This window comes from Pedobacter suwonensis, assembly GCF_007833675.1.
GTDB classification, from domain to species: domain Bacteria; phylum Bacteroidota; class Bacteroidia; order Sphingobacteriales; family Sphingobacteriaceae; genus Pedobacter; species Pedobacter suwonensis.
This window is the reverse complement of record NZ_CP031708.1, coordinates 5,496,659-5,515,651: the sequence shown is the minus strand read 5'-3', so window position 1 is coordinate 5,515,651 and position 18,993 is coordinate 5,496,659. Positions and strand designations below refer to the sequence as shown.

Sequence of the window (18,993 nt, the reverse complement as noted above, 5' to 3'; positions counted from 1 at the left end):
TTCAATTTTAATTACAGATTGTTATAGCATTATCGGTATTATTGGTCCGTTATAGCTATCAAAATCCCTCTCATAATCGCTACCGTTAAATTTTTTGTATTTAAAGTGCAACTGTAGATCGCCTATTGGCATATCTAGTTCTGCATTGCTGATAAATGCTGCCGATGTATCCTGTGCATGAACATAAGTAAATGATGATGGTGCAAGCGTAGCCTGTGCTGACGGTGTTAATGACAAGCCTATGGTATCACTTAACGAAACCTGAGGTAATTTGGGATTGTTAAATGGCTCAGGATTGCGTACAATTATTCCCAATAATCGTTTTGCTGTGCTAACCGGATCAATATTAATAACCAGATGAATCACAGTATGATCAATAGTTTCAAGGTTTTGAATCTCTAAACCACCATACACTAAACGATCATACTTTGCTGCATACCTCATTACATCAGCAGCATCGTTTTCAGGATTATTATCCATCAGATTTTTAATCCGTCCATCAATTTCTGCCTGTGTAAAACTCACATTTAACGGATAAACCGCATATTTCTCAGACCCAGCTGTACTGTTTAACACATAACTTCCAGCCTGTTCTGCAAAGGTGCTGAAACGGGATGTTTTAAAGTTAAAACGATAAATTTCTGCCCTTTGTTCTGCCTCACCCTGTGGTCGGTAAATTGCAGTAAATAGTGCAGTATATAAACGGTTCGGTTCAAGGTTAGGGAAATGGTATGCCCCCTGTTTTTTGCGCTTTTTAATGCTTACCGGCTTTACATTGCAAGAATCTTCGAGCGCAGCCTTGTTCATGAAATATAAAATCTGCTGGTCTGGAGGTAGTTTCATGAAATTCGCATTCGTAATTTCCTCATCAGGCAATTGCTCCCAGATTAACTCGGGGCTTAAAATTGCACCATAAGGATCCAACAGCTGCAACTGCAAGCTACTCTTAACCGATGGCAGCCCCAAATAATCATCCCAATCAGCAAACATGGCATTTAGATAAGGTTTAACAAACAAAAGGCTTATTTTCGGATCACGGCAAAACACAGGTTTACTTAAGTCGTAACGGCTTTGCGCATCGGGGAAAGAACGTTCATAATCGATGTAATGCTTTAGATCAGCCAGTTTAAATGCAGCTGCTTTATCCTGTGCTTCCAGTGCTTTATAAATGGCATTTTTCTTTTGGAAATGCCCAATCGGCCCGATGGTTTTAAAACCATAAATATGATTCTTTTGTACGGATGCACCTAAGTTTCCTTCTACCACATCGCGGGTTTTAACCACAATGGCATAAGTAGTATCCGGTCGCCAAACCGGCTGGATGGTTTTATTTAAATTATTGCTTAATAATTCTGCCTCATCAATAAAACCGCTAGGTGTAATGTTATTTTCTTCCAACCGGCGCTGCAATACTTCGGTTAAATAACTCAATTGATTTAAATTGGTTATTTTAAATACCGGAACAACAAAATCCAATTCAGCTGGAATGGCATTACTGGCCTTTAGTATTTTATCAATAAAAACATCAATCGTTCCTGTACTTCGATTTACGGAGATCAGGATCTGTTTATACTGTTTTTCGCTAAGTTTACCAGTGTTACAGTTTAAAGTATATTTTTCTGAAGCAACTATTCCGGAGTGACTGAAATCCTGATAGGTCGTAAACCATATTTTGAAAGATGGAATAGCTTGTTCAGTACCATAAATAATATCGGCGTCTCCAGCACTATCTTGATAGAGGTGCAGGGCATAACCTTTCATTTTTCCTGTTGCAGGATCTTGCATAACCCTCGAGAAAAGGGTGCTCACACCAGCTTCGAAAGGATTGAAAACAGCGGTAATTTCGAAAGCAAAATTTCCTTCCTCTACCCTTAACTCAGGTTCAAAAGGAATTAAAAGCCCATCGCCATTAGCAGCATAATCATAAGTTTGGTGCAACTGCCACTCGTTATTGCCTGTTTTTCCGTAAAAACCATTTATCATGCCAGGATTACCAGCCACTAAAACATTTTGGTTACCTATGCTAGGTACGCGGTTATCCATTGGCCATTGGCCTATAGCACCAGTTGAATTATCATCTGATTTAGCTAACACTTCTGATGCCGTAAAAGCCTTATTGTAAATAGTTGCATAAAGCAATGATTTATCGGCATCAAACTCATGTCCATTTGGGAAAGCAGCAGTTGAAATATAACTTGATGGTAATTTAAAATAACCACCTAATACAATATCACCTTCAAAACTTAAGGGATACTCTCTTTCGAAATGGATAAGCACTTCATTAATGGGCTGTACCAAGTTATTATAGGCTAACGTGGTGTTGCTTTCGGTATGGTCTAAGTGCTGCGTTAATACCTGAACATTATATTTGACCGTTTTAGGCACCATTAAATTACCCAAGTTATAACCCCAAAGTTGTAAGAGCTTTGTGTCATAACCTATGCGGTACTGGTGCTTTATATAATCAACGTGTATGGCATTAGAATTGGCTCCAAAATCGAGCGAAAGTGTAGTTACTGCTTCTGGTAAAATAACACTCAGCGAACCGCCGTTTTGTGCTATCTGCAATACGGCATTCCCAAAGCTTGCATCATTCTGCAAGCGTCCTTCTATCCCTATAAGTTTAAAACCAACGTTTTTAATGTAAAAAATTTCTTCCGGCTTGTATACTTTATCCACAGGCTGACCGATCCAGTTCACGATATGCTGCTTAGCTACTTTTTCGTAACAGAAAAGGTCTTTCCTTTGAAAATTTAAAGCATCAAGATCGGCTGCTGAATTGCTCATTCCATTACTGAAGCTGAACATGTTCTGCGACATGATCCTGATTTTGTTATAGCGATTCGGCTCATTAAACTGCCAGTAAGCATTATTCAGTTTACTAAGATCGATGGCTCCCGCGCCATTATTATCCGCACGGATAACAGTAACTGCCTCATAAATATGATAAGGCTGCCAGCTTCCGTTCTCGTTCCAAGCATAAATTTCCAAACCCAGCAATTGCAGTTCGTGACTCACCTGACTACTGATCCCTTTTTGTGGTGGCAGCATTTCTATATAACCATCAGGCACCTGATTGCCCGCGCCACCAATAAGCGCTGCCATTGGTTTTACCGGTTTAAGTAAATCGATATCGATAAAACTATCCAATGGAATAGTTACATGGGTTAGCGCATTTTCATCATTAAAGTTATACTGCCAACCTCCGGCGCCTGGCGCGGGGATATTTACAGAGCCACCCGTAATGTCGTAATTTACATAGTTGATCGGGAAAGTTTCGTTCGACAGCATATTGGTTGCCGCAGCAGGCATATAGCCAGTTGCCGGATCGGGCAGGCTTAATATCTGTATCGGGGCAAGCAGTGGTCCTTTATTGTTGTTAAAGTTCCAGCTTAGCGTTATTTTGATACGTCCGAGTTTTCTGACCGGCCATGGCAAGCCTAAATCGAGCTCCAGTGAACCATAAATTGTAAATGGGTTTGGTGCCTCAAAACCTAAGGTAACAGTAATTGAAATATTAAACTTAAATCTCAGAATCCTGATATAGGCATAACCGCCCATGCGGATGTAACCGCCAATCTGTATCGGTTTAAAACTAATGGAGCCCCCCAGATCAACAAAAGCACCAAAACCAAATTCGACAATAGCGAAATTGGCTTTAAAATCAAACCTTGCGCCTGCGCCAGCTTTTATACCACGTGAGGAAATCATGAGGTAAGCATATCCCTGGAAGAGCGTAAGTATCCTGGCCCTGATCCTTTCACTTTCGGGTTTATCTTTACCCACGTTAAGGTACCAGCCCGAAGCGTTATTAAAAAAGAAAGCCAGCTCCAGCTTACCTGTAAGGCTAAATATTGCACCATCAAAAGAACCGCCTTCAGGCAAACGGTAGTTTACGCCCAAACTGGATATAAAAGACTTATCATCTATGGCAATTAGCGCACTAAATGGCGGGTCTACATCTTTATTTAATCCAATACGAGAGCGCAGTACGCCTGCCTGTCCCTGTAACAAGAACAAGTTTGGCAAACCTAAGTATAAAAAAAGCTTGGTAGAAAAGGTAAAACCTTTATCAAATGAGGTTGCGATAGAAACACCTGCACCGACTGAATAGCCGGGTTTATCTGCAAATTTATCCAACTCTATCCCTTCTCTGTGGGTAATATTACTTTTAGCTTTGTAGTATTCCCACCAACTGGCCGTATCTGGTAATGGAGGTGTGGTGGCCGATTTGGACGTAATATAATGCCTGCCAATGATTCCCCTGAAACCATATATTCCTAAACCGGTTGCACCAAGCGGAACCGGGCCTGGCAACTCCATACCAATATCGACAATAAAAGATGGAACACTTGGTTTTAAGCGCATGGCTGCCGAACCGTTTAAGCGGAGTTTAGGCATCGCAAAACTTACTGAACCGGTATATTCAGATCCGGCATTAGAGCCAACAATAGCAGGATCGGGATTGCTCATGCTCAAATAGCCGTTCAAGATAAAAACAGCTTCTTCTTTACTTACATTGCCTGGAATAGTCAGGTCGATACCAATACCATCTATACTCGTAAAACTATCGAAAGGTTTATCGGTATCGTTATTATCAACCGTAAAATAATATTTTATACCGTTACCGGTGGCATTTACGCCTGCATTACCGGTATTGATCATCCCATCAAAACCAAAGAACCGGTATTTACGTTCTATCCCGTTTAACTCTTTGGTGTAAGCACCAAAAGCAATCTGGCTCACCTCCAGATTAACCGGTCCCACTTTAAGTTTAAAGGCCTTAGGTATTACAAAGCTTCCGCCATCAAATTCAATATCGCCATTATCCCAGATCCTTAATTTCTGAATCTCAATATCTTTGGGTAGTACCTGCCCTAAGCCCGGTATATCGGCTATAAAATCAAGGGTTCCGGCAATCTGGATATAAAAACCACGCGCTTCTTTGCCGAGGTTAAAACTTCTGATGTTTAAGACAAATACGTTCGGAAGGGTAACCGGCATTAAGCCCTGCTGTGATTGGGCGGTAAGCTCAAAATTACCATTATCCTGAATGTGTACACGGATATCGATTACAGCCTGCTGCCCGGTAGTATCCTTAAAACCAGGGATGGTAAGTTTACCGGCAATATCAGACGCTACAATCGCCCCTTTTTTAAAAGTAAGCGAAAACAGGTTTAATTCTGCCTCAAACAAACCAAAATCCCGGTATAGGGCTCCGTTAGATCCGAGAGAGATTTTACCCGAAACTCCACCGGTACCAATCAGCATATCTTCTCCAATTAAAGCTACGCTGGTTTTTGTGGTACTTTGTTTGCCAAAACGACTTAAACCAATGGTAGCCCTCTCTATGTATAAGCCGGTAAAATCAGGACCATACCCTGCTGCATCTGCTTCGGCAATATTCCTTTTTCTGCTCAGGTCGAGCTTGGCTTTTTTAATCCCGATAAACAGGTTTGTGTTGCCTATCTGGGCATATTCGGGCACCAGATTACCCACAAACTCAACATCTGAACCGATACCCGCTTCGGTATCAGCATAAAAAGTGGCCTCACCGAAAGTAAACATCGATTTACGCCCAGGAATCAAAGTACCATTTTCCTCTACAGGTTTTAAAATAGTATCGGGGAATTCGATAGCAGCCGATAATTTTGAAGTAGCACGTAGTTTTGGTGTAATCAGCTGTTTAATATAATCTTCTATTCCATTCGGTACCAACCGGTTGTAAAACTGCTGAAGCCGTCCACGTGTTTCCTCCTCTCCGGCCTGTGAAATATAGATCCCAAACATCACTGCTGAAACACTTTTAGGAATACTTACCTCGTTATTAATCAAGATAACCACCTTATCAACCGTTGGCTCTTCACCTGGCGGAAGGCTTAAGCTGGTTCCGTAAACACGATTTACTGCATCGAGCAATTGCTCAAATTTGGTTTCGGTCTCTGTATCCTCAACAAAATAATTCAGGATGTGTGCGATGACCTCATCTTCGGTAATTCTAAAAATCTGAAGACCCAACTCATAAAAAGCCTCAGGGGTAAAAGCAAAATTCTGAACCTTGAAAGAACGTAAAAAAGCCAGCATTTCCCACTGGTACTGTATAGAAATCGGAAAAGACGATATATTCGAATCGCCATCCTCGTCTGGATTAAGTACCAAACGCAAACCAAAAGGTAAATCAAGCCCAATGTTATTGCTTACGATATCTAAACTATAAAATGCCGAATCGCCACGCTGACTTTTTGAATATTGAAGATTTTTATAATGGATTTTATCAAGCAACTGGTTCAACCCATTTTCTGCAAAGTGTAAAAATTCCGGCAGGTCATCTACCGTGATCACTTCCGATAGGGCTGGATAAAATCTTCTGGTTACAACTTGATTGGCTGGCATGTAATTAATTTATGCTTCGGTTCTTAAAAAATAGGCATGCCCTGTAATTTAGCCTATTCCAAAATGGATTACCAAGACCCGTTATTAACAAAAGCAACAACTAAAAATACAGCGAATACCACCCAAAAGAAAGGCTGCAAAGCATCGTTTAAGTATTTGCAAGCAACCGTTAAGTATTGGCATATTTTGAGCCATTATTTGGGTTTAGTCTTTAGTCCAGAGGCTGAAATCCAGCGTGGATTAAACAAATACCAATTCTCTAATGAACAATTGACAGTTTTCAATTGGCAATTTGCAGTAGCAATGAACTATTTTTCCGTAGCAGATTGCTGCTTCAACCCTTTTCAACTCATGCCCGCCGCTTCGGTTCGCAATGACGATTAGCTGGCAGTTGGCAGCACCAATGAACAAATGACCTATGAACAATTGACAGTTTTCAATTTGCAGTCTGCAGTACCAATGAACCATTTCTCCTTAGCAGATTGCTTCATTCCTTTTCACTCATGCCCTCCGCTTCGGTTCGCAATGACGATTAGCTGGCAGTTGGCAGCACAAATGAACAAATGACTAATGAACAATTTACAGTTTTCAATTTGCAGTTGGCAGTACCAACAACAGTTCTTTATCTGTTGGTGCCAAAACCAAAGAGTAAGGTTAAAGCTGCCACAAGGTTTCCATCTTTGGTTACGGTGCCGTCGAAATTACGACCGAATGAGAAGATAATTTTTTGATTATCATTCAATGCATAATCGGTATTAGCCACCACCCGCCACGAAGGTTTTATTGTTCCTGAAGAGATTATGCTACGGTAAAGCGCCTCTGCACCTCCACCAAATTTGCCTTTGGTAAAAATATATCGCAAACCCGTATCAAAAGTAGACAGGTTGGCCACTTCATTCTTCATATTATCCAATGCAAATACTTCATCTGGGTTATAGAGGTAACGGGCCAACCCTAAAATAGAACTGCCATTGGCCCAGTTGTAACCAAAAGTACTCCAAATGCCTGAGTTGAATATCTTAGAATTATCGAATCTTTTCTCTCTAAACTCGGTGCTTAAGCCACCTGCAATATCAACCGATAAACCTTTGCGGTTACCCGTAAAAGTTTTGGCTTCTTCCTGCAGGTCAGCTTCCAGTTTCGACTGTTTGGCCAGTTCTGCCTGTATTTCTTTTTTGAAACCTTTATTCAGTTCGCTTTTTTCAGTCTCATTTTTGGCAAACTCACTATTGGTATCTTGCATCATTGCGAATGCGTGTGTTTTCTTTTCGTCTTCCGTTAAGTTAGGCAGGTGAGAAATTGAATCGAGCAGGTAAATGTTCCTGATGCCCAGATATTCGTAACGGGCCGATTTTCTTTCTTCTTCCAAACCAATTTTATAAATCATCAGCAATGCACGCTGTTTCTCATATATGGAATTTAATTTCTGTTTGGTTTCGATATTATATTGAGGCCTGATGATGGAAAATTTTAAACCCAATGCCCCATAGGTACTGGTTGGTTTAAAATTATTGAAAGCCGAATCGGGATTGCGCAACGCCAGCGACACTACAAAACTCTGCCTGAAATAATCTTTTAACCGGGTTGATTGTAATCCGTTTTTTCCTGTAGTGCTAAAATCTGCACCTTTATTGCGGAACAGGTAAAAAGGCGCAATATCTATCGCATAACTGGATGGGAGTTTAGTATAAGATGAAGTAGCCGATTGTACCGAAAGCATAAAATCACTTAAGTCGGTCGGTTTTTCGATATCCGATACGGCGAAACCCAATAATGCCGAAGCTGGCGAACTTGGTGCTTTGAGCAGGTCGAGTTTTACTTCCTTAATTTCTTCTGTTTGTGCAAAAGCGGTTGCAGTTAATGTTGCGAGGGCAATTAATATAAGATATTTCATAACAGCTAAAATTGGTAAAATGTAATTTCTGCGGTATAAACTGTAGAGGCACCGGGCTGTACTTCTTCTTCCATTTTATAACCTTTTGTTACAAAACCGCCTTCTAACAGCACATATAAATCGGTGTGGTTATGGTTTGGAGCGGTATCGGTAATTACGGTGATAATATTTAATACTTTCTGGTGCAGGTTATCATTCCGCCCGATTACCTTTTGGTGCAGGTCGCCCTGGTAATCTTTTAAAACCATGTCATCATTCAGGGTGATCAAACTGGTACCCGTTTGTTCTATACCACCAATAATGAGGCTTAATTTAATTTCTTCCGAACTCCTGTTCAGAATGTAGGTTTTAACCAGATCTGTACTCATGATGAGGGCTTATTTAGGTGTAATGATCAAGCATTTGGTTTACTGCAAATTAGCAAACCTAAGTTACGTTATTGTTAATGCTTATGAAATACTTAGTACTAGGGATTTTATTGAAATTTAGTTCGAAGTCTTAAGTCCAGACTCCTTAGTCTAAAGCCGATTATACGGGTATAAGAAATAGAAACACCAAATGCCTTCTGTCGTTCTGAACGCAGTGAAGAAACCCTCAGCCATAAGCCTAGCGTCGATCATGCGGGTTTAAGAAATAAGCTGGTTGGGCGAGGATGTATCAAAAGTAAAATCTAGCATTTAAGCCCAAAATTTTATTTTGTTTTCGTCATTCTCGCGCAGGCGGGAATCTTAAAGCGCTTTGCAATAGCATTAAGATTCCCATTTTCACCTATCTTGTGGACACATCTCTGTTAGCCTTTATTTGTTCTTAGCACTTTGTTCTAAGGCGATCGTCATGCTGAATTTATTTTACAAGTAGAAATATGGTTTTCAATTGCCTTGTAGCTACTTCGTGTCAGCATCTTTAATGCTATTAATGCCGTTGATTAAGAAGAATTATTTTTCAACAAAAATGTTGTTTTTTCCGCTCTATGCCGCGGGGGCATGGCACTTTGGAGCGCCAAAGTACCCAAAGCGCTTTGTCAATCCAGCTAGGAGCCTTTCACACAACCACGCTCACATCAAAAAAACAGCGGCACTTCGTTTAATCAGTTATTGTTTATGTTTTCTTTGGTCTGATTGAGCCCTACGGGGTTTGTGTTCAATTCTCTTTAGCAATTAAATTAGTATTATAAACCACTGCGTTTAAGGTTTGGTAATGCTATTTGTTCTTTCCTGCAACTGTTTTTTTGATAGTTCCGGCTCTTGGGATTGACGGCGTTCTTCGGTAAAACCTGTAATCTATTAAAGCAAGCTAGCAAAGCGTATAAAAAAACAAACTAAAAGATGTGTCCACACGGTAGGTTTTCACGGGAATGATGCCGTCTGGCAAATGAATTAAATTTGGCGGTGTCGTCATGCTCAGCTTTACTGGGCATCTTAATATTTTATCTATTGGTTGGTGTCTCACCTACCGAAATTAAGTGATATAACCAATAAGCCCTTTGGGCACCCCTCCTAAATTAGGAGGGGCGTTTTCCCTCATAGCTGTATACGTTAAATGGACAATTAAAATTTGAACGGTTATAGCGTAGCTGCTAAACCGATAGTTTCATTATATTCGTAACACTCAGCAGCATTATACCAGGCATCGCAGTCTGACAGCCAATCATAAATCATTTTATATGCTGCAGTAATTTCGGCTGAAAATTTTAAGGTTGCGCCTTCAAAATCATCCTCCTGAAAGATGTAGGCATTTAATCCAACATATAATAGTTCAGAAAGATGCGCTACATCAAATTGGCCAACAGCCTGTAGGTTATAATCCAGGTTTATGGCATAAAGCTGAAAGATTTCTTCATTGGCCAAAAGTTTTGTTTTGTTAAGCAGGCTGATGATATTGTTTACATCATAAAGGGCATTGGCAATGGTAATGGGTTTGTGTTTGCCAGAGCGTGGATCGGGCCCGATAGCTGCGCTAAGCATTTCAGTAAGGAATTGATTCACATCCGATAAACTAACCATATCGAAATAGGCTTCAATGAGTGTCCGGAATTCGGTTACAGCTGCTACCTGATTTGGGAACTGTGTGTTTGGGTTTTTACAATTGTTAGTCTGCATAACATTAATTTAAAGTTCCTGGACGCTGCAGACTAACAAATAACTCTTTTCAGAGAAATTAGAAAATGCGTTTCTAAAACGCTCGTCCAGGAATATTTTTAAAATTTAATTGTTGAAATTGATTTCTCTTTTTAGGTGAAAAAATATGTTATTTATTAATCTGCATAGGCAAGATAGACACAATAAATCAATCTACAAAATATTGTTGCTCAAATAAGGCATAAATTAGAGTGGTTTCATCTTGCAGTTGATAGTTCAGACGTTGCAGTCGATAGTTCAAACGTTACGGTCGATAGTTCAAACGTTGCAATTAATAGTTTAGAGGTTATAGTATGGAGTTTGGCTTAAACGTATTGCTGATTATTTTCGGATTGAGAAAGTAGAGACAATTGAAGATTGTACAAGAATTTCTTCATTTTCCTAGTATCCATTGATTTAAGTATTGTTCTTATCTGCGCTTTGGCAGTATATTAAGATCAATAATGAAAGCACAAGTCATCTAACCCCATTAGCCTAGGCACTAAGACTTGCGCTAGTAGTGTTATAACTAAAGACTACGACCTAACATTTAAATTACATCGCGGCTTATCTTGCACACGAGGCAGCCGTGCGCCAGCAAGGGGCGTAACTGGCCATATTTTCACTTTTTTATTTAGAACGGATTTTGCCCCTGTTTTACTCTATTAATTCCATGATCTATCAAACCCGACAGGGTTGAAGTAACAGGAGTAATCCAATCTGAACCGTCATCCGTTGATGGATCAAAATAATAGTGCCCTTCATAAGTAGGTGGATTATCTCCTTCGTCTAAATACACAAATATAAATTGCTCACCTCCATTATAAATATCTACAGCAAAAAAAGGGCGGATTATTTGCCTGTTATTTCTTGATATTCTAACTCTTACAAATTCCTGCATCTCTTGACGTGTAGGAAAAATTCCATAATCCAAAACATAACAGTAGTTTCCAGCTAGAAAAAGTAGCTCTTTTAAAGCCAAAGGAAAAGGATTATTATTGTTATACAAATGTTCCAAATTTCCTATTTCTTGAAGTGACATTGGCCTAATGCTTTTATCTTCACCAAATCCAACTCTTATTGGATTATCCCTTAATAAGGTTAAATATTTTATTTCCACTTTTTTTAGTTTAATTTGTCAATAAGATCACTTGTACCAGAGATAGCTTCGACAGCGATAACTTTAATATCTACTGTTTTTCCGGCTTTTCTCGCCAATTCTTTAAGATAAACTAAATAGCCCTGGCAGCTTTGGCAGGCATAAAATGTAGATTCCAATTGAATTACAAATCGATCACCATCATCCCAATGATTTTCTAGAAAGTTAAAGATATATTTTATTTCTGTATCGTTTCTCCTATTCTTAGGTATAAAATCAATTGCCTTTTTATTAAAAACATTGAATTTAGAATAAAGAGGCTCAGTCAAACTTACAGGTAAATTGCCACCAAACATTTGTAAAACTTGAGATTCTTTTCCTGAAATGAATTTTTCAGTAACAAATTTGATTAGACTATTGTTTTTATATACTTCAGTTTTTGCCACAAGTTTATTAGAAGAATAAAAATCACTTAAAAAATCAGGAGTTATAGCGGAAAAAATATTATTGAAATCTGTAGCAGTACCGTCATACAGAGATCTTAATCTACCTAATTCCATAGTTTCTTTCACAATTTCGCTACCGTTACCATACCTTTTTTACTACGTCTTTAAGTATCATAGTACTTTTTATTGATAAGTAATCGATTGTTACATTCTTAAATTCTGTTTTAACAATAGCAATCACATCCTCAAAAGAAAAAACGTCTAAACCTGTTTTTGCACTATTTTGAAATATCCTAATCAAGTTTAAGCTACTCGGTTTCTCAATAATTCTTTCAAAAAGAACAGCATCATTCATCCAATTTGGTTTTCCAAACTCATCTAAAATTTTTAACCTACTCTGATAATCAAAACTTTCTAAAATCTTTCGTAAACTTGGTTCGTCGTAATACTTTAAAATTGCATTGACCCTTTTAGGTTTTGTAATAAAAGCTATTATTTTAGCTTCCATTATATTTTTCTCACTAAGTATTAACCAATTATCTATTGGTTGCCCCTGAAAAAAGTTTAATTCTCTCCAGATAGATCTATCATTAATTTCACCAAAATGCTCAAAGAACCTATATTTTTGTTTGTCAGTAAGGCCATTATACTTCGCAATAACATTATCTACCGCAATACCTTCATTTTTTAGTGTTTGCAGTTTACTACCCATTTTAGAGGTTAAAACGGCCCTTTTACCAGCTAGTGTTTCAAGAAGCTCCACCAAACCTGGCGGCACCCCATGTGTAGCACCTGGAAATTTGGACATTAGCTCTAGTACTTCGTTGGCTTCTTTAACTGCCTTTATCCTGGAATAAGCTGTACCCGCTGCGCTTACAAATAATAATCCTAAAATAATCCATTGAATTTTTTGATGATGTTTTCTCTTTTCAGGATCATTCTCAGTAGTGATAAGATATTGATTATAATTTGCGATTGTAGAGGCTGTAAATGTGATAATTTCAGCACTAATTTCAGATGCTCTCCAAACCACAACAGCTTCTGTTGCAGCTAATTTTCCCCGAAGTGCTTGACCTAATTTAGTTACATACTTTAGATATTTTAAATCTCGCAAAACGCCTACTCCGCCTGTTGCAAAAAATAATGCGATATCTACAGCGACATCAATTCCAAGTGATAATTGTGCATCAAAGTCAGCTAAACGATCGTACTCTTCAGCAAAATGGAATAAAAATGCTGGAATAAGCGTTTTTTGGGGAATTGTCAAGTCTAAATTTGATTGATATCCTATCAGTGATATGGGATGATACAAGTGAAAATCACCAAATTTCGGCGTACTATAACCTCCATCTCTTATCCCAAATTTATCTTTAACGATAGATAGAATAAGATTTGATATTGAGATACTTTTTCCGTCAATCGAAGTATAATATTTTACCGTCTTATTGGAAACCGAAGATGTTGATGTATTTAATACAGACTTATAGATAGCGTCAAACTCTAAAATATTATCTTTATTTAGCTCCTTAGCATTAGAAAAGAAGTACGAACTTAAATTTACTGAATCCAGATTTGAAGTGTTTGTTGAAGGAAAGTATTCCCAATTGTACTTGGAAACTTTCCACAGTTCGAATATCGCATATGCATAATATTTTCGATTTGTTTGTTCATCAACAAACCAGTTTACTATAGATAGCCGCTCTAGTCTAGCATCGTTCAAAAGATGATATAAAACCTCGAAAATAGTTACAACACCGTCTTCTTTTTTCAAAAGGAAATCTAAAAAATCGTCTGCATACTCCAGCCTCTTTGTTATTGATATTACCAAATGGACAATAAAGCGTTGAGAATTCTCTGCTAGTTCTTTTATTTGTGAGTAACCAGATAATTGATTCTTAATAATACTGTAGGGAACAATAGTTAAAGCAGAAACCGGCAAAGTTTGCAGTAAATACCTTAACCTAAGGTCTTCACTAACGTTTAATAACTTATCCTGTATTTTATAAAGTGAATAATAGAAACCAGTTAAATTATTATAGTAGTTAACATAATCTTCATAACCCGGAACAACGGAAAAGACCGGTTCAAAGTCATGTTTATGAACATAAGATTCATCTGCGGAAGGATCATGATAATATCCCCAGGTCTTTTTGAGGATAAATAGCATTTTTTGAAAATCATTCAGGCTATCTATACTTCCATTTGGAGAATCCGCAATTGCCTCTAACATGCCCCAAGTTGAAGAATTAGCTAATTTGGGAAAAATTTCTCTTTCTATTTCTGCTATCCGAAATGAAATTAATGTAGCAATTTTTTTAATGTTATGCTTTGTTACATCACTATTCCAAACGCCCAAATATCGGGTATAATTATTATTGTAAAAATACCTAGTTGCCAGTTTTAAGGGTGTTCTCTCTATTACATTTTTTACGGCATTCGATGGAATATCTATTTCATATCCTATTTTAACCACACCTTCATAAATCGATTTCAGGTACTTTCTTGGAGTGTTACTACTTTCTAAATTTTCTATACTGAAAGTATAATCAACATTATTATAGTAACGACTATAGGGTTCTCCAAGGTCAACTACACTAACCTTTATAGGATTTCCAGCTTTGGATTTATACTTATCAAATTGAAATAAAAATTTAGATTTTAGATCTTCAATGTTAGGTGAATCAGATTCCAATCCCTGCATATAAGATAAATATTTCCCTTCAACATAATAACCACTTAGAGAAGTATATTTTTCTCTATCAGCCAATTTAAAATCATTTTTTTGATAATATTTAAAACGCCTGCTAACATTATTTGTAAAATTAAATTCAAGGAGAAAACCTTCTATATCAAACGCCTTATCTGTGAAAGAGGAATCTAGAGCAACAGCTGTTCCATCGGTTTTTAAAATTACCACTTCCATTATGAAACTTTATTAATTGTAAAATAAACTTCAGTATTATCCTCCTTCACATACTTACTATACCCATCCGTAAAATGATACTTCTGATCTATTGAGTATACCATTAAATCAGTTGTTGGTAAATATAATTTTAATTCACTCACTCCGGTTTCCCCTACTATACCCGCTTTATACTTCTGATAAGTAATATTTTCGGCAGAAATCAACTCACTACCATCTCCAAAAAGATCGATCAGGAAAAGCCCAGCATTAATTAAATTGTTCGTAGTAATGAGTGCTTTAAGCAAATCGTTTTCTGCCTGGGTAAGCCCCAAAATAATTTTATTCGGTGTACTGCCATCTTTGGCAAGTAACTGCAGCCCGGTAATGGTTTCTGTACTATCTGTAAATAGCTGTAAACGATAATAAAAGGCATCGGGCAATTGGTAGGTTTTGTTATCGCTTACCGCACCTGATACTGATGGATTGGATTTCGTATAGGGCGCAAGTGTTCCGGTTACCGAGAGTGCCGAGTTTAATACATCAACCGCTTCGGTAATGTAGGTTACACGTTTTAATAATGGGGTATCCGGATCATCCGTTTCAATCACATCATTAATGTTTAAGGTTTGTACTGCAGAAATACCCAGTTGTGTCTTATCATGGTAACGACTAATGAGTTTTACTTTTTGAGAAGAAAGCACTGAATAATCGGTATTTGCACTGGCTTGTAGCAAAGGGGTGGCATTGAGCAGGTCGAATACATCATCAAAGAAATTGGGTAAACCCAATACATTGGCGGTTACGTTATTGTCGTCGGTTTCCTGCCCTAAAATATAAGGGTAAGTATATCCCTGGTAAATAAGGATATTAAAACTGGCTATATTTAAGCTGTTATTACCGTTGGCTACCGCCGGATTAAGCAAATTAATCGTTTTGGTGAATAAACCAGGTGTACCATCAGTAACGTTAGGCGCTTTTAAGGCTTCTGCGTTTAAAAAGTTTTCTTTTGCTCCAACTACTGTGGCCACTTGCCCATAAAACATGCTGTTGGCTCCATTATCGGTTACCAATTGTAAAAAAAGTGGATTGGTAGTAGCTGGCGATGTGCGCGGTTCTTCATCTATGAGTAAAGGCCAGCCATTGGTACCATAAATCTTTTCTGTTAAAGTGTTTTCTACCGTGCCCAGTTTTAAACTTTCACTACCGGTGTTATTGAGTAAGTAGTTGCCATAAAAATTATAAGATCGGCACCTATCGCTTTGGATATAGAGATAAAGCTTGTTTTTGGTATTAAACTTACTTACTGCGGTAGTATATATGGCCTCGCCTTTGGTTTCGGTACCATTAATATTTACCGATCCGTTAGCGGCATGAAAACCATAAAAGGCCGCTATATCCAAAAATTGAGTGATCTGCTCCCTAACCAATTTCTTTTGGAATTCGTCGGTAATGCCTACCAGGCTAATATTTGCCGATGCGGCCCTGGCATAATTCAGGTCGAATTTAAATTCGGCATTTGGCAAAGGCAACTGGTAATCGCCGTAGTTGAGTACCACATCTACACCGCATTCGCCGTTTATAAAATGACCTAAAGAGGTACCTTTGGCCACCATGGGCAGTTCGAAAGCAGTCTCATCCTTTTCTACAAACTGGCCTGCACGATCTACATATTCAGTTTCTTTAAAGAAAAACTGATCGAGCGGTAAAGTAGGCGCTTGTGCAGCAGGATCGAAACCGATGTATTTTGCCAAAAAGGGCGGCACATTTTCGTTTTTATAAAAACCCGCAAAGCTTTTATTGATTTTTTTGATAAATCCCGATACTTCATCACCATCGGCCAGTACCTGGTTGCCGTTAAAGAAATCGCCTTTCTGCAAACCGCGGTAAATAAAATACCGGATATTTAGACCGTTAATGGGCTGCTCATAAGGGCGTAATATTACGTTTACCACATCACCTGCCTGTGGTTGTACCAATACCACACCTTTACAAATGGCAAAAGCCTGTGCACCGCTACTGGTAAACTTGGCCGTAAGGTTAAATTCATTTTCAGAAACCGGCCCAAAAGCATGGGCAGTAGATTGGTTAATGGTGGCAGGATCGGTAAAAAAATGCGATTTCGGAACAAATGGAGTCATGCTTAAGTATCTTTGATAAATGTTTTATTAAAGTTTTTCGATTTCCAACTCCAATAGAGAAAAATTAAAATTGGTAGTATTGGTTTCCTTTGCGCCCTGTTGCTGGTTGAAATAAGTAAAAAGGTTAATTCTGGTTCTAAAATTGGCTTCTTCGTTTGCAACCATATTGAAGTCCATACTAAAGTTGATATCAATAGGGACTGTCATTCCTTTAGAAATTACATACTGTCCGGGCAAGCAAAATTCAGCTGCACTAAAATCACCAGCACTATTTTGCCCTGGTGCAATTAAATTAGTTTCAGCCCCTCCTGTACGAGTAAACAAGAAGCTAATCGTTTGTTGATGATCGGCATCGCCTCCTACCGAATTACATACAATGTTACCAACCAGGCGTGCCTTTACCCGGTATACTCCAGTAGCGGGCACCTTGAACATTCGGGTATTGGCACCCCAAGGCATTAAATTAGTGGTTCCATCAGTATGATCTATTATCACCGACTGGTTATTCATGGTAGCATAAAATGCAACCTTCATCGCGCAATCTCCAGATGAATAATCGGTTGTCATGGTTACCGGGTATGAACCATTGGTGCTCGATTTAAAATGATAGTTTGGTTTTAATTCGCAGGTACCATGATCATTGGCATACTGTTGTTTGTTGCCATCGTAAAAACTCCTTGCTTGTGCATCGGCATCAGCCTGACTGATGGTTGAAGTAAAAGCACCGACAGGCAAAGTGTATAATACATTTGATCCTATAAAGCCAGCACCGCAATTATTCTTTTGGGTTTGCTCAATAATCGGATTAGAAAGATAGATACGTGGTGGGATGGTATAAGTAAGTGTATCGGTTTGTACATGATAATTGAAACGGATAATGGCAAACAAATCTGCTTCATTGTAACTGCCATTGGCACCAGCAACACTATATGAGCTAAAGGAGTTATAACCAACTGTGCCACCTCCCGTTACACTTGGCACATAACTACTGGCATTACCCGTCATCACCATTTTAGCTTTTTTGGTTTTTACGCTGAAAGCCCCATTTAAGCCTTGATCTAATGCACTACGGCCTTTAATATGAAACACAAAATCTGTCGTTCCCGGGTATTCGGTCATCAGCCTGGCCAGGTTAAATTCAAAACGCCAGGTCGCTCCGTTCATCAGATCGGATGCCAACATATAAGCGTTTTCAGCTACTACCGAAGCAGGCAAAAAATTATTGCCGGTATAAACAGCCTGATGGTTAACTGTTACTTCAGGATTATCAATCAAGCCAATTACATTCAGGCTGGTATCGTTAAATAAATCTACAACAAGCACAGCCGACTTAAACAATGTGGTATTTTTTACCACAATGTCTTTGGCAATTGTATCGCCACTTACGGTTGTACCCAGAATATTAAGCACCTTATCACCAAAGCTACTATCATCCTTAATGGTAGTCAGCACATTGCCGTTAAAACTGGCATCGCCAGTAATTGTAAAGATATATTGGGCGGTCAAATCTTCTACGGTACCGTCAGAAAAGCGACGCAAAACCTGATAGGTTGCGGAATCGCCCTCATTGATCGTATCTGGTCCGTAAAGTTCCAAACCTGTGGGTACTTTGCAGGTATAAAAGCTCCGGCTCTTCACGCCAGACCAGCCCTCACTGCTCAACACCCTTACCCCTACGGTATGGTTACCGCAATAGATTTTTCCGACTAAACTGGCACCTTTTTCGTTGATTATCAGGGTTCCATTAAGATACCATTGGTAGGCTAAAACAAGCTTTTGATCTTCGGACGAACTGAAAGCAACCTGAAAACCAACATTATTGTCGCTAAAATATTCTTCACCATTTAAGGTAAAAGGAGGTCCATACAGGCAAAAATGATCAGACATCGGTTTCTGGATTAACTTTACATTTTTAAGCTTTTTCGCTTAATTTAATAGTTAAAAATAGACCGAAATGTACCCAAACCGAAATGCAAAAAGCAAGGTTTAAGTATTCAGGGC

Annotated in this window: 10 protein-coding genes; 1 reads left to right on the top strand and 9 read right to left on the bottom strand. The window is 38.5% G+C overall.

The annotated features are described in order from the left end of the window. Positions 1 to 21: 21 nt before the first annotated feature. Positions 22 to 6,393, bottom strand: coding sequence for a hypothetical protein (locus DV942_RS22635; protein WP_145861289.1), 6,372 nt, complete (start codon positions 6,391 to 6,393; stop codon positions 22 to 24). 63 nt (positions 6,394 to 6,456) lie between these two features. On the opposite strand from DV942_RS22635, the gene DV942_RS22630 reads away from it, so the two are divergent. Then, positions 6,457 to 6,777 carry a hypothetical protein gene (locus DV942_RS22630; RefSeq protein WP_145861287.1) on the top strand — a complete coding sequence of 107 codons (321 nt, stop codon included), beginning with the start codon at positions 6,457 to 6,459 and terminating at the stop codon, positions 6,775 to 6,777. Between the two features lie 238 nt (positions 6,778 to 7,015). On the opposite strand, the gene DV942_RS22625 is transcribed toward DV942_RS22630, so the two are convergent. The 8 genes from DV942_RS22625 to DV942_RS22590 form a co-directional block, all read right to left on the bottom strand. Continuing rightward, positions 7,016 to 8,287: a hypothetical protein gene (locus DV942_RS22625; protein WP_145861285.1), complete on the bottom strand. Its 1,272-nt coding sequence runs from the start codon at positions 8,285 to 8,287 to the stop codon at positions 7,016 to 7,018. A gap of 5 nt (positions 8,288 to 8,292) precedes the next feature. Continuing rightward, the gene (locus tag DV942_RS22620) at positions 8,293 to 8,655 is read right to left on the bottom strand and encodes a hypothetical protein (protein WP_145861283.1); all 363 of its coding nucleotides are present in this window, start codon (positions 8,653 to 8,655) and stop codon (positions 8,293 to 8,295) included. A gap of 1,194 nt (positions 8,656 to 9,849) precedes the next feature. After that, positions 9,850 to 10,386: a hypothetical protein gene (locus tag DV942_RS22615; protein ID WP_145861281.1), complete on the bottom strand. Its 537-nt coding sequence runs from the start codon at positions 10,384 to 10,386 to the stop codon at positions 9,850 to 9,852. A 652-nt stretch (positions 10,387 to 11,038) separates the two neighbouring features. Continuing rightward, entirely contained in the window at positions 11,039 to 11,524 is a 486-nt protein-coding gene (locus tag DV942_RS22610; RefSeq protein WP_145861279.1) for a hypothetical protein, read from the bottom strand. 5 nt (positions 11,525 to 11,529) lie between these two features. After that, entirely contained in the window at positions 11,530 to 12,063 is a 534-nt protein-coding gene (locus tag DV942_RS22605) for a hypothetical protein (RefSeq protein WP_145861277.1), read from the bottom strand. Between the two features lie 25 nt (positions 12,064 to 12,088). Next, positions 12,089 to 14,872: a hypothetical protein gene (locus tag DV942_RS22600; RefSeq protein ID WP_145861275.1), complete on the bottom strand. Its 2,784-nt coding sequence runs from the start codon at positions 14,870 to 14,872 to the stop codon at positions 12,089 to 12,091. Then, the gene (locus DV942_RS22595; RefSeq protein ID WP_145861273.1) at positions 14,872 to 16,992 is read right to left on the bottom strand and encodes a hypothetical protein; all 2,121 of its coding nucleotides are present in this window, start codon (positions 16,990 to 16,992) and stop codon (positions 14,872 to 14,874) included. Before DV942_RS22595 ends, DV942_RS22600 begins: the two co-directional genes overlap by 1 nt. Before the next feature lie 27 nt (positions 16,993 to 17,019). Beyond that, entirely contained in the window at positions 17,020 to 18,879 is a 1,860-nt protein-coding gene (locus DV942_RS22590) for a DUF5977 domain-containing protein (RefSeq protein ID WP_145861271.1), read from the bottom strand. Between the last annotated feature and the right edge of the window lie 114 nt (positions 18,880 to 18,993).

Excerpts from the sequence above, each read along its gene's own strand:
- DV942_RS22635 (WP_145861289.1), bottom strand. The coding sequence starts at position 6,393 with ATGCCAGCCAATCAAGTTGTAACCAGAAGATTTTATCCAGCCCTATCG.
- DV942_RS22630 (WP_145861287.1), top strand. The coding sequence starts at position 6,457 with ATGGATTACCAAGACCCGTTATTAACAAAAGCAACAACTAAAAATACA.
- DV942_RS22625 (WP_145861285.1), bottom strand. The coding sequence starts at position 8,287 with ATGAAATATCTTATATTAATTGCCCTCGCAACATTAACTGCAACCGCT.
- DV942_RS22620 (WP_145861283.1), bottom strand. The coding sequence starts at position 8,655 with ATGAGTACAGATCTGGTTAAAACCTACATTCTGAACAGGAGTTCGGAA.
- DV942_RS22615 (WP_145861281.1), bottom strand. The coding sequence starts at position 10,386 with ATGCAGACTAACAATTGTAAAAACCCAAACACACAGTTCCCAAATCAG.
- DV942_RS22605 (WP_145861277.1), bottom strand. The coding sequence starts at position 12,063 with ATGGAATTAGGTAGATTAAGATCTCTGTATGACGGTACTGCTACAGAT.
- DV942_RS22600 (WP_145861275.1), bottom strand. The coding sequence starts at position 14,872 with ATGGAAGTGGTAATTTTAAAAACCGATGGAACAGCTGTTGCTCTAGAT.
- DV942_RS22595 (WP_145861273.1), bottom strand. The coding sequence starts at position 16,992 with ATGACTCCATTTGTTCCGAAATCGCATTTTTTTACCGATCCTGCCACC.
- DV942_RS22590 (WP_145861271.1), bottom strand. The coding sequence starts at position 18,879 with ATGTCTGATCATTTTTGCCTGTATGGACCTCCTTTTACCTTAAATGGT.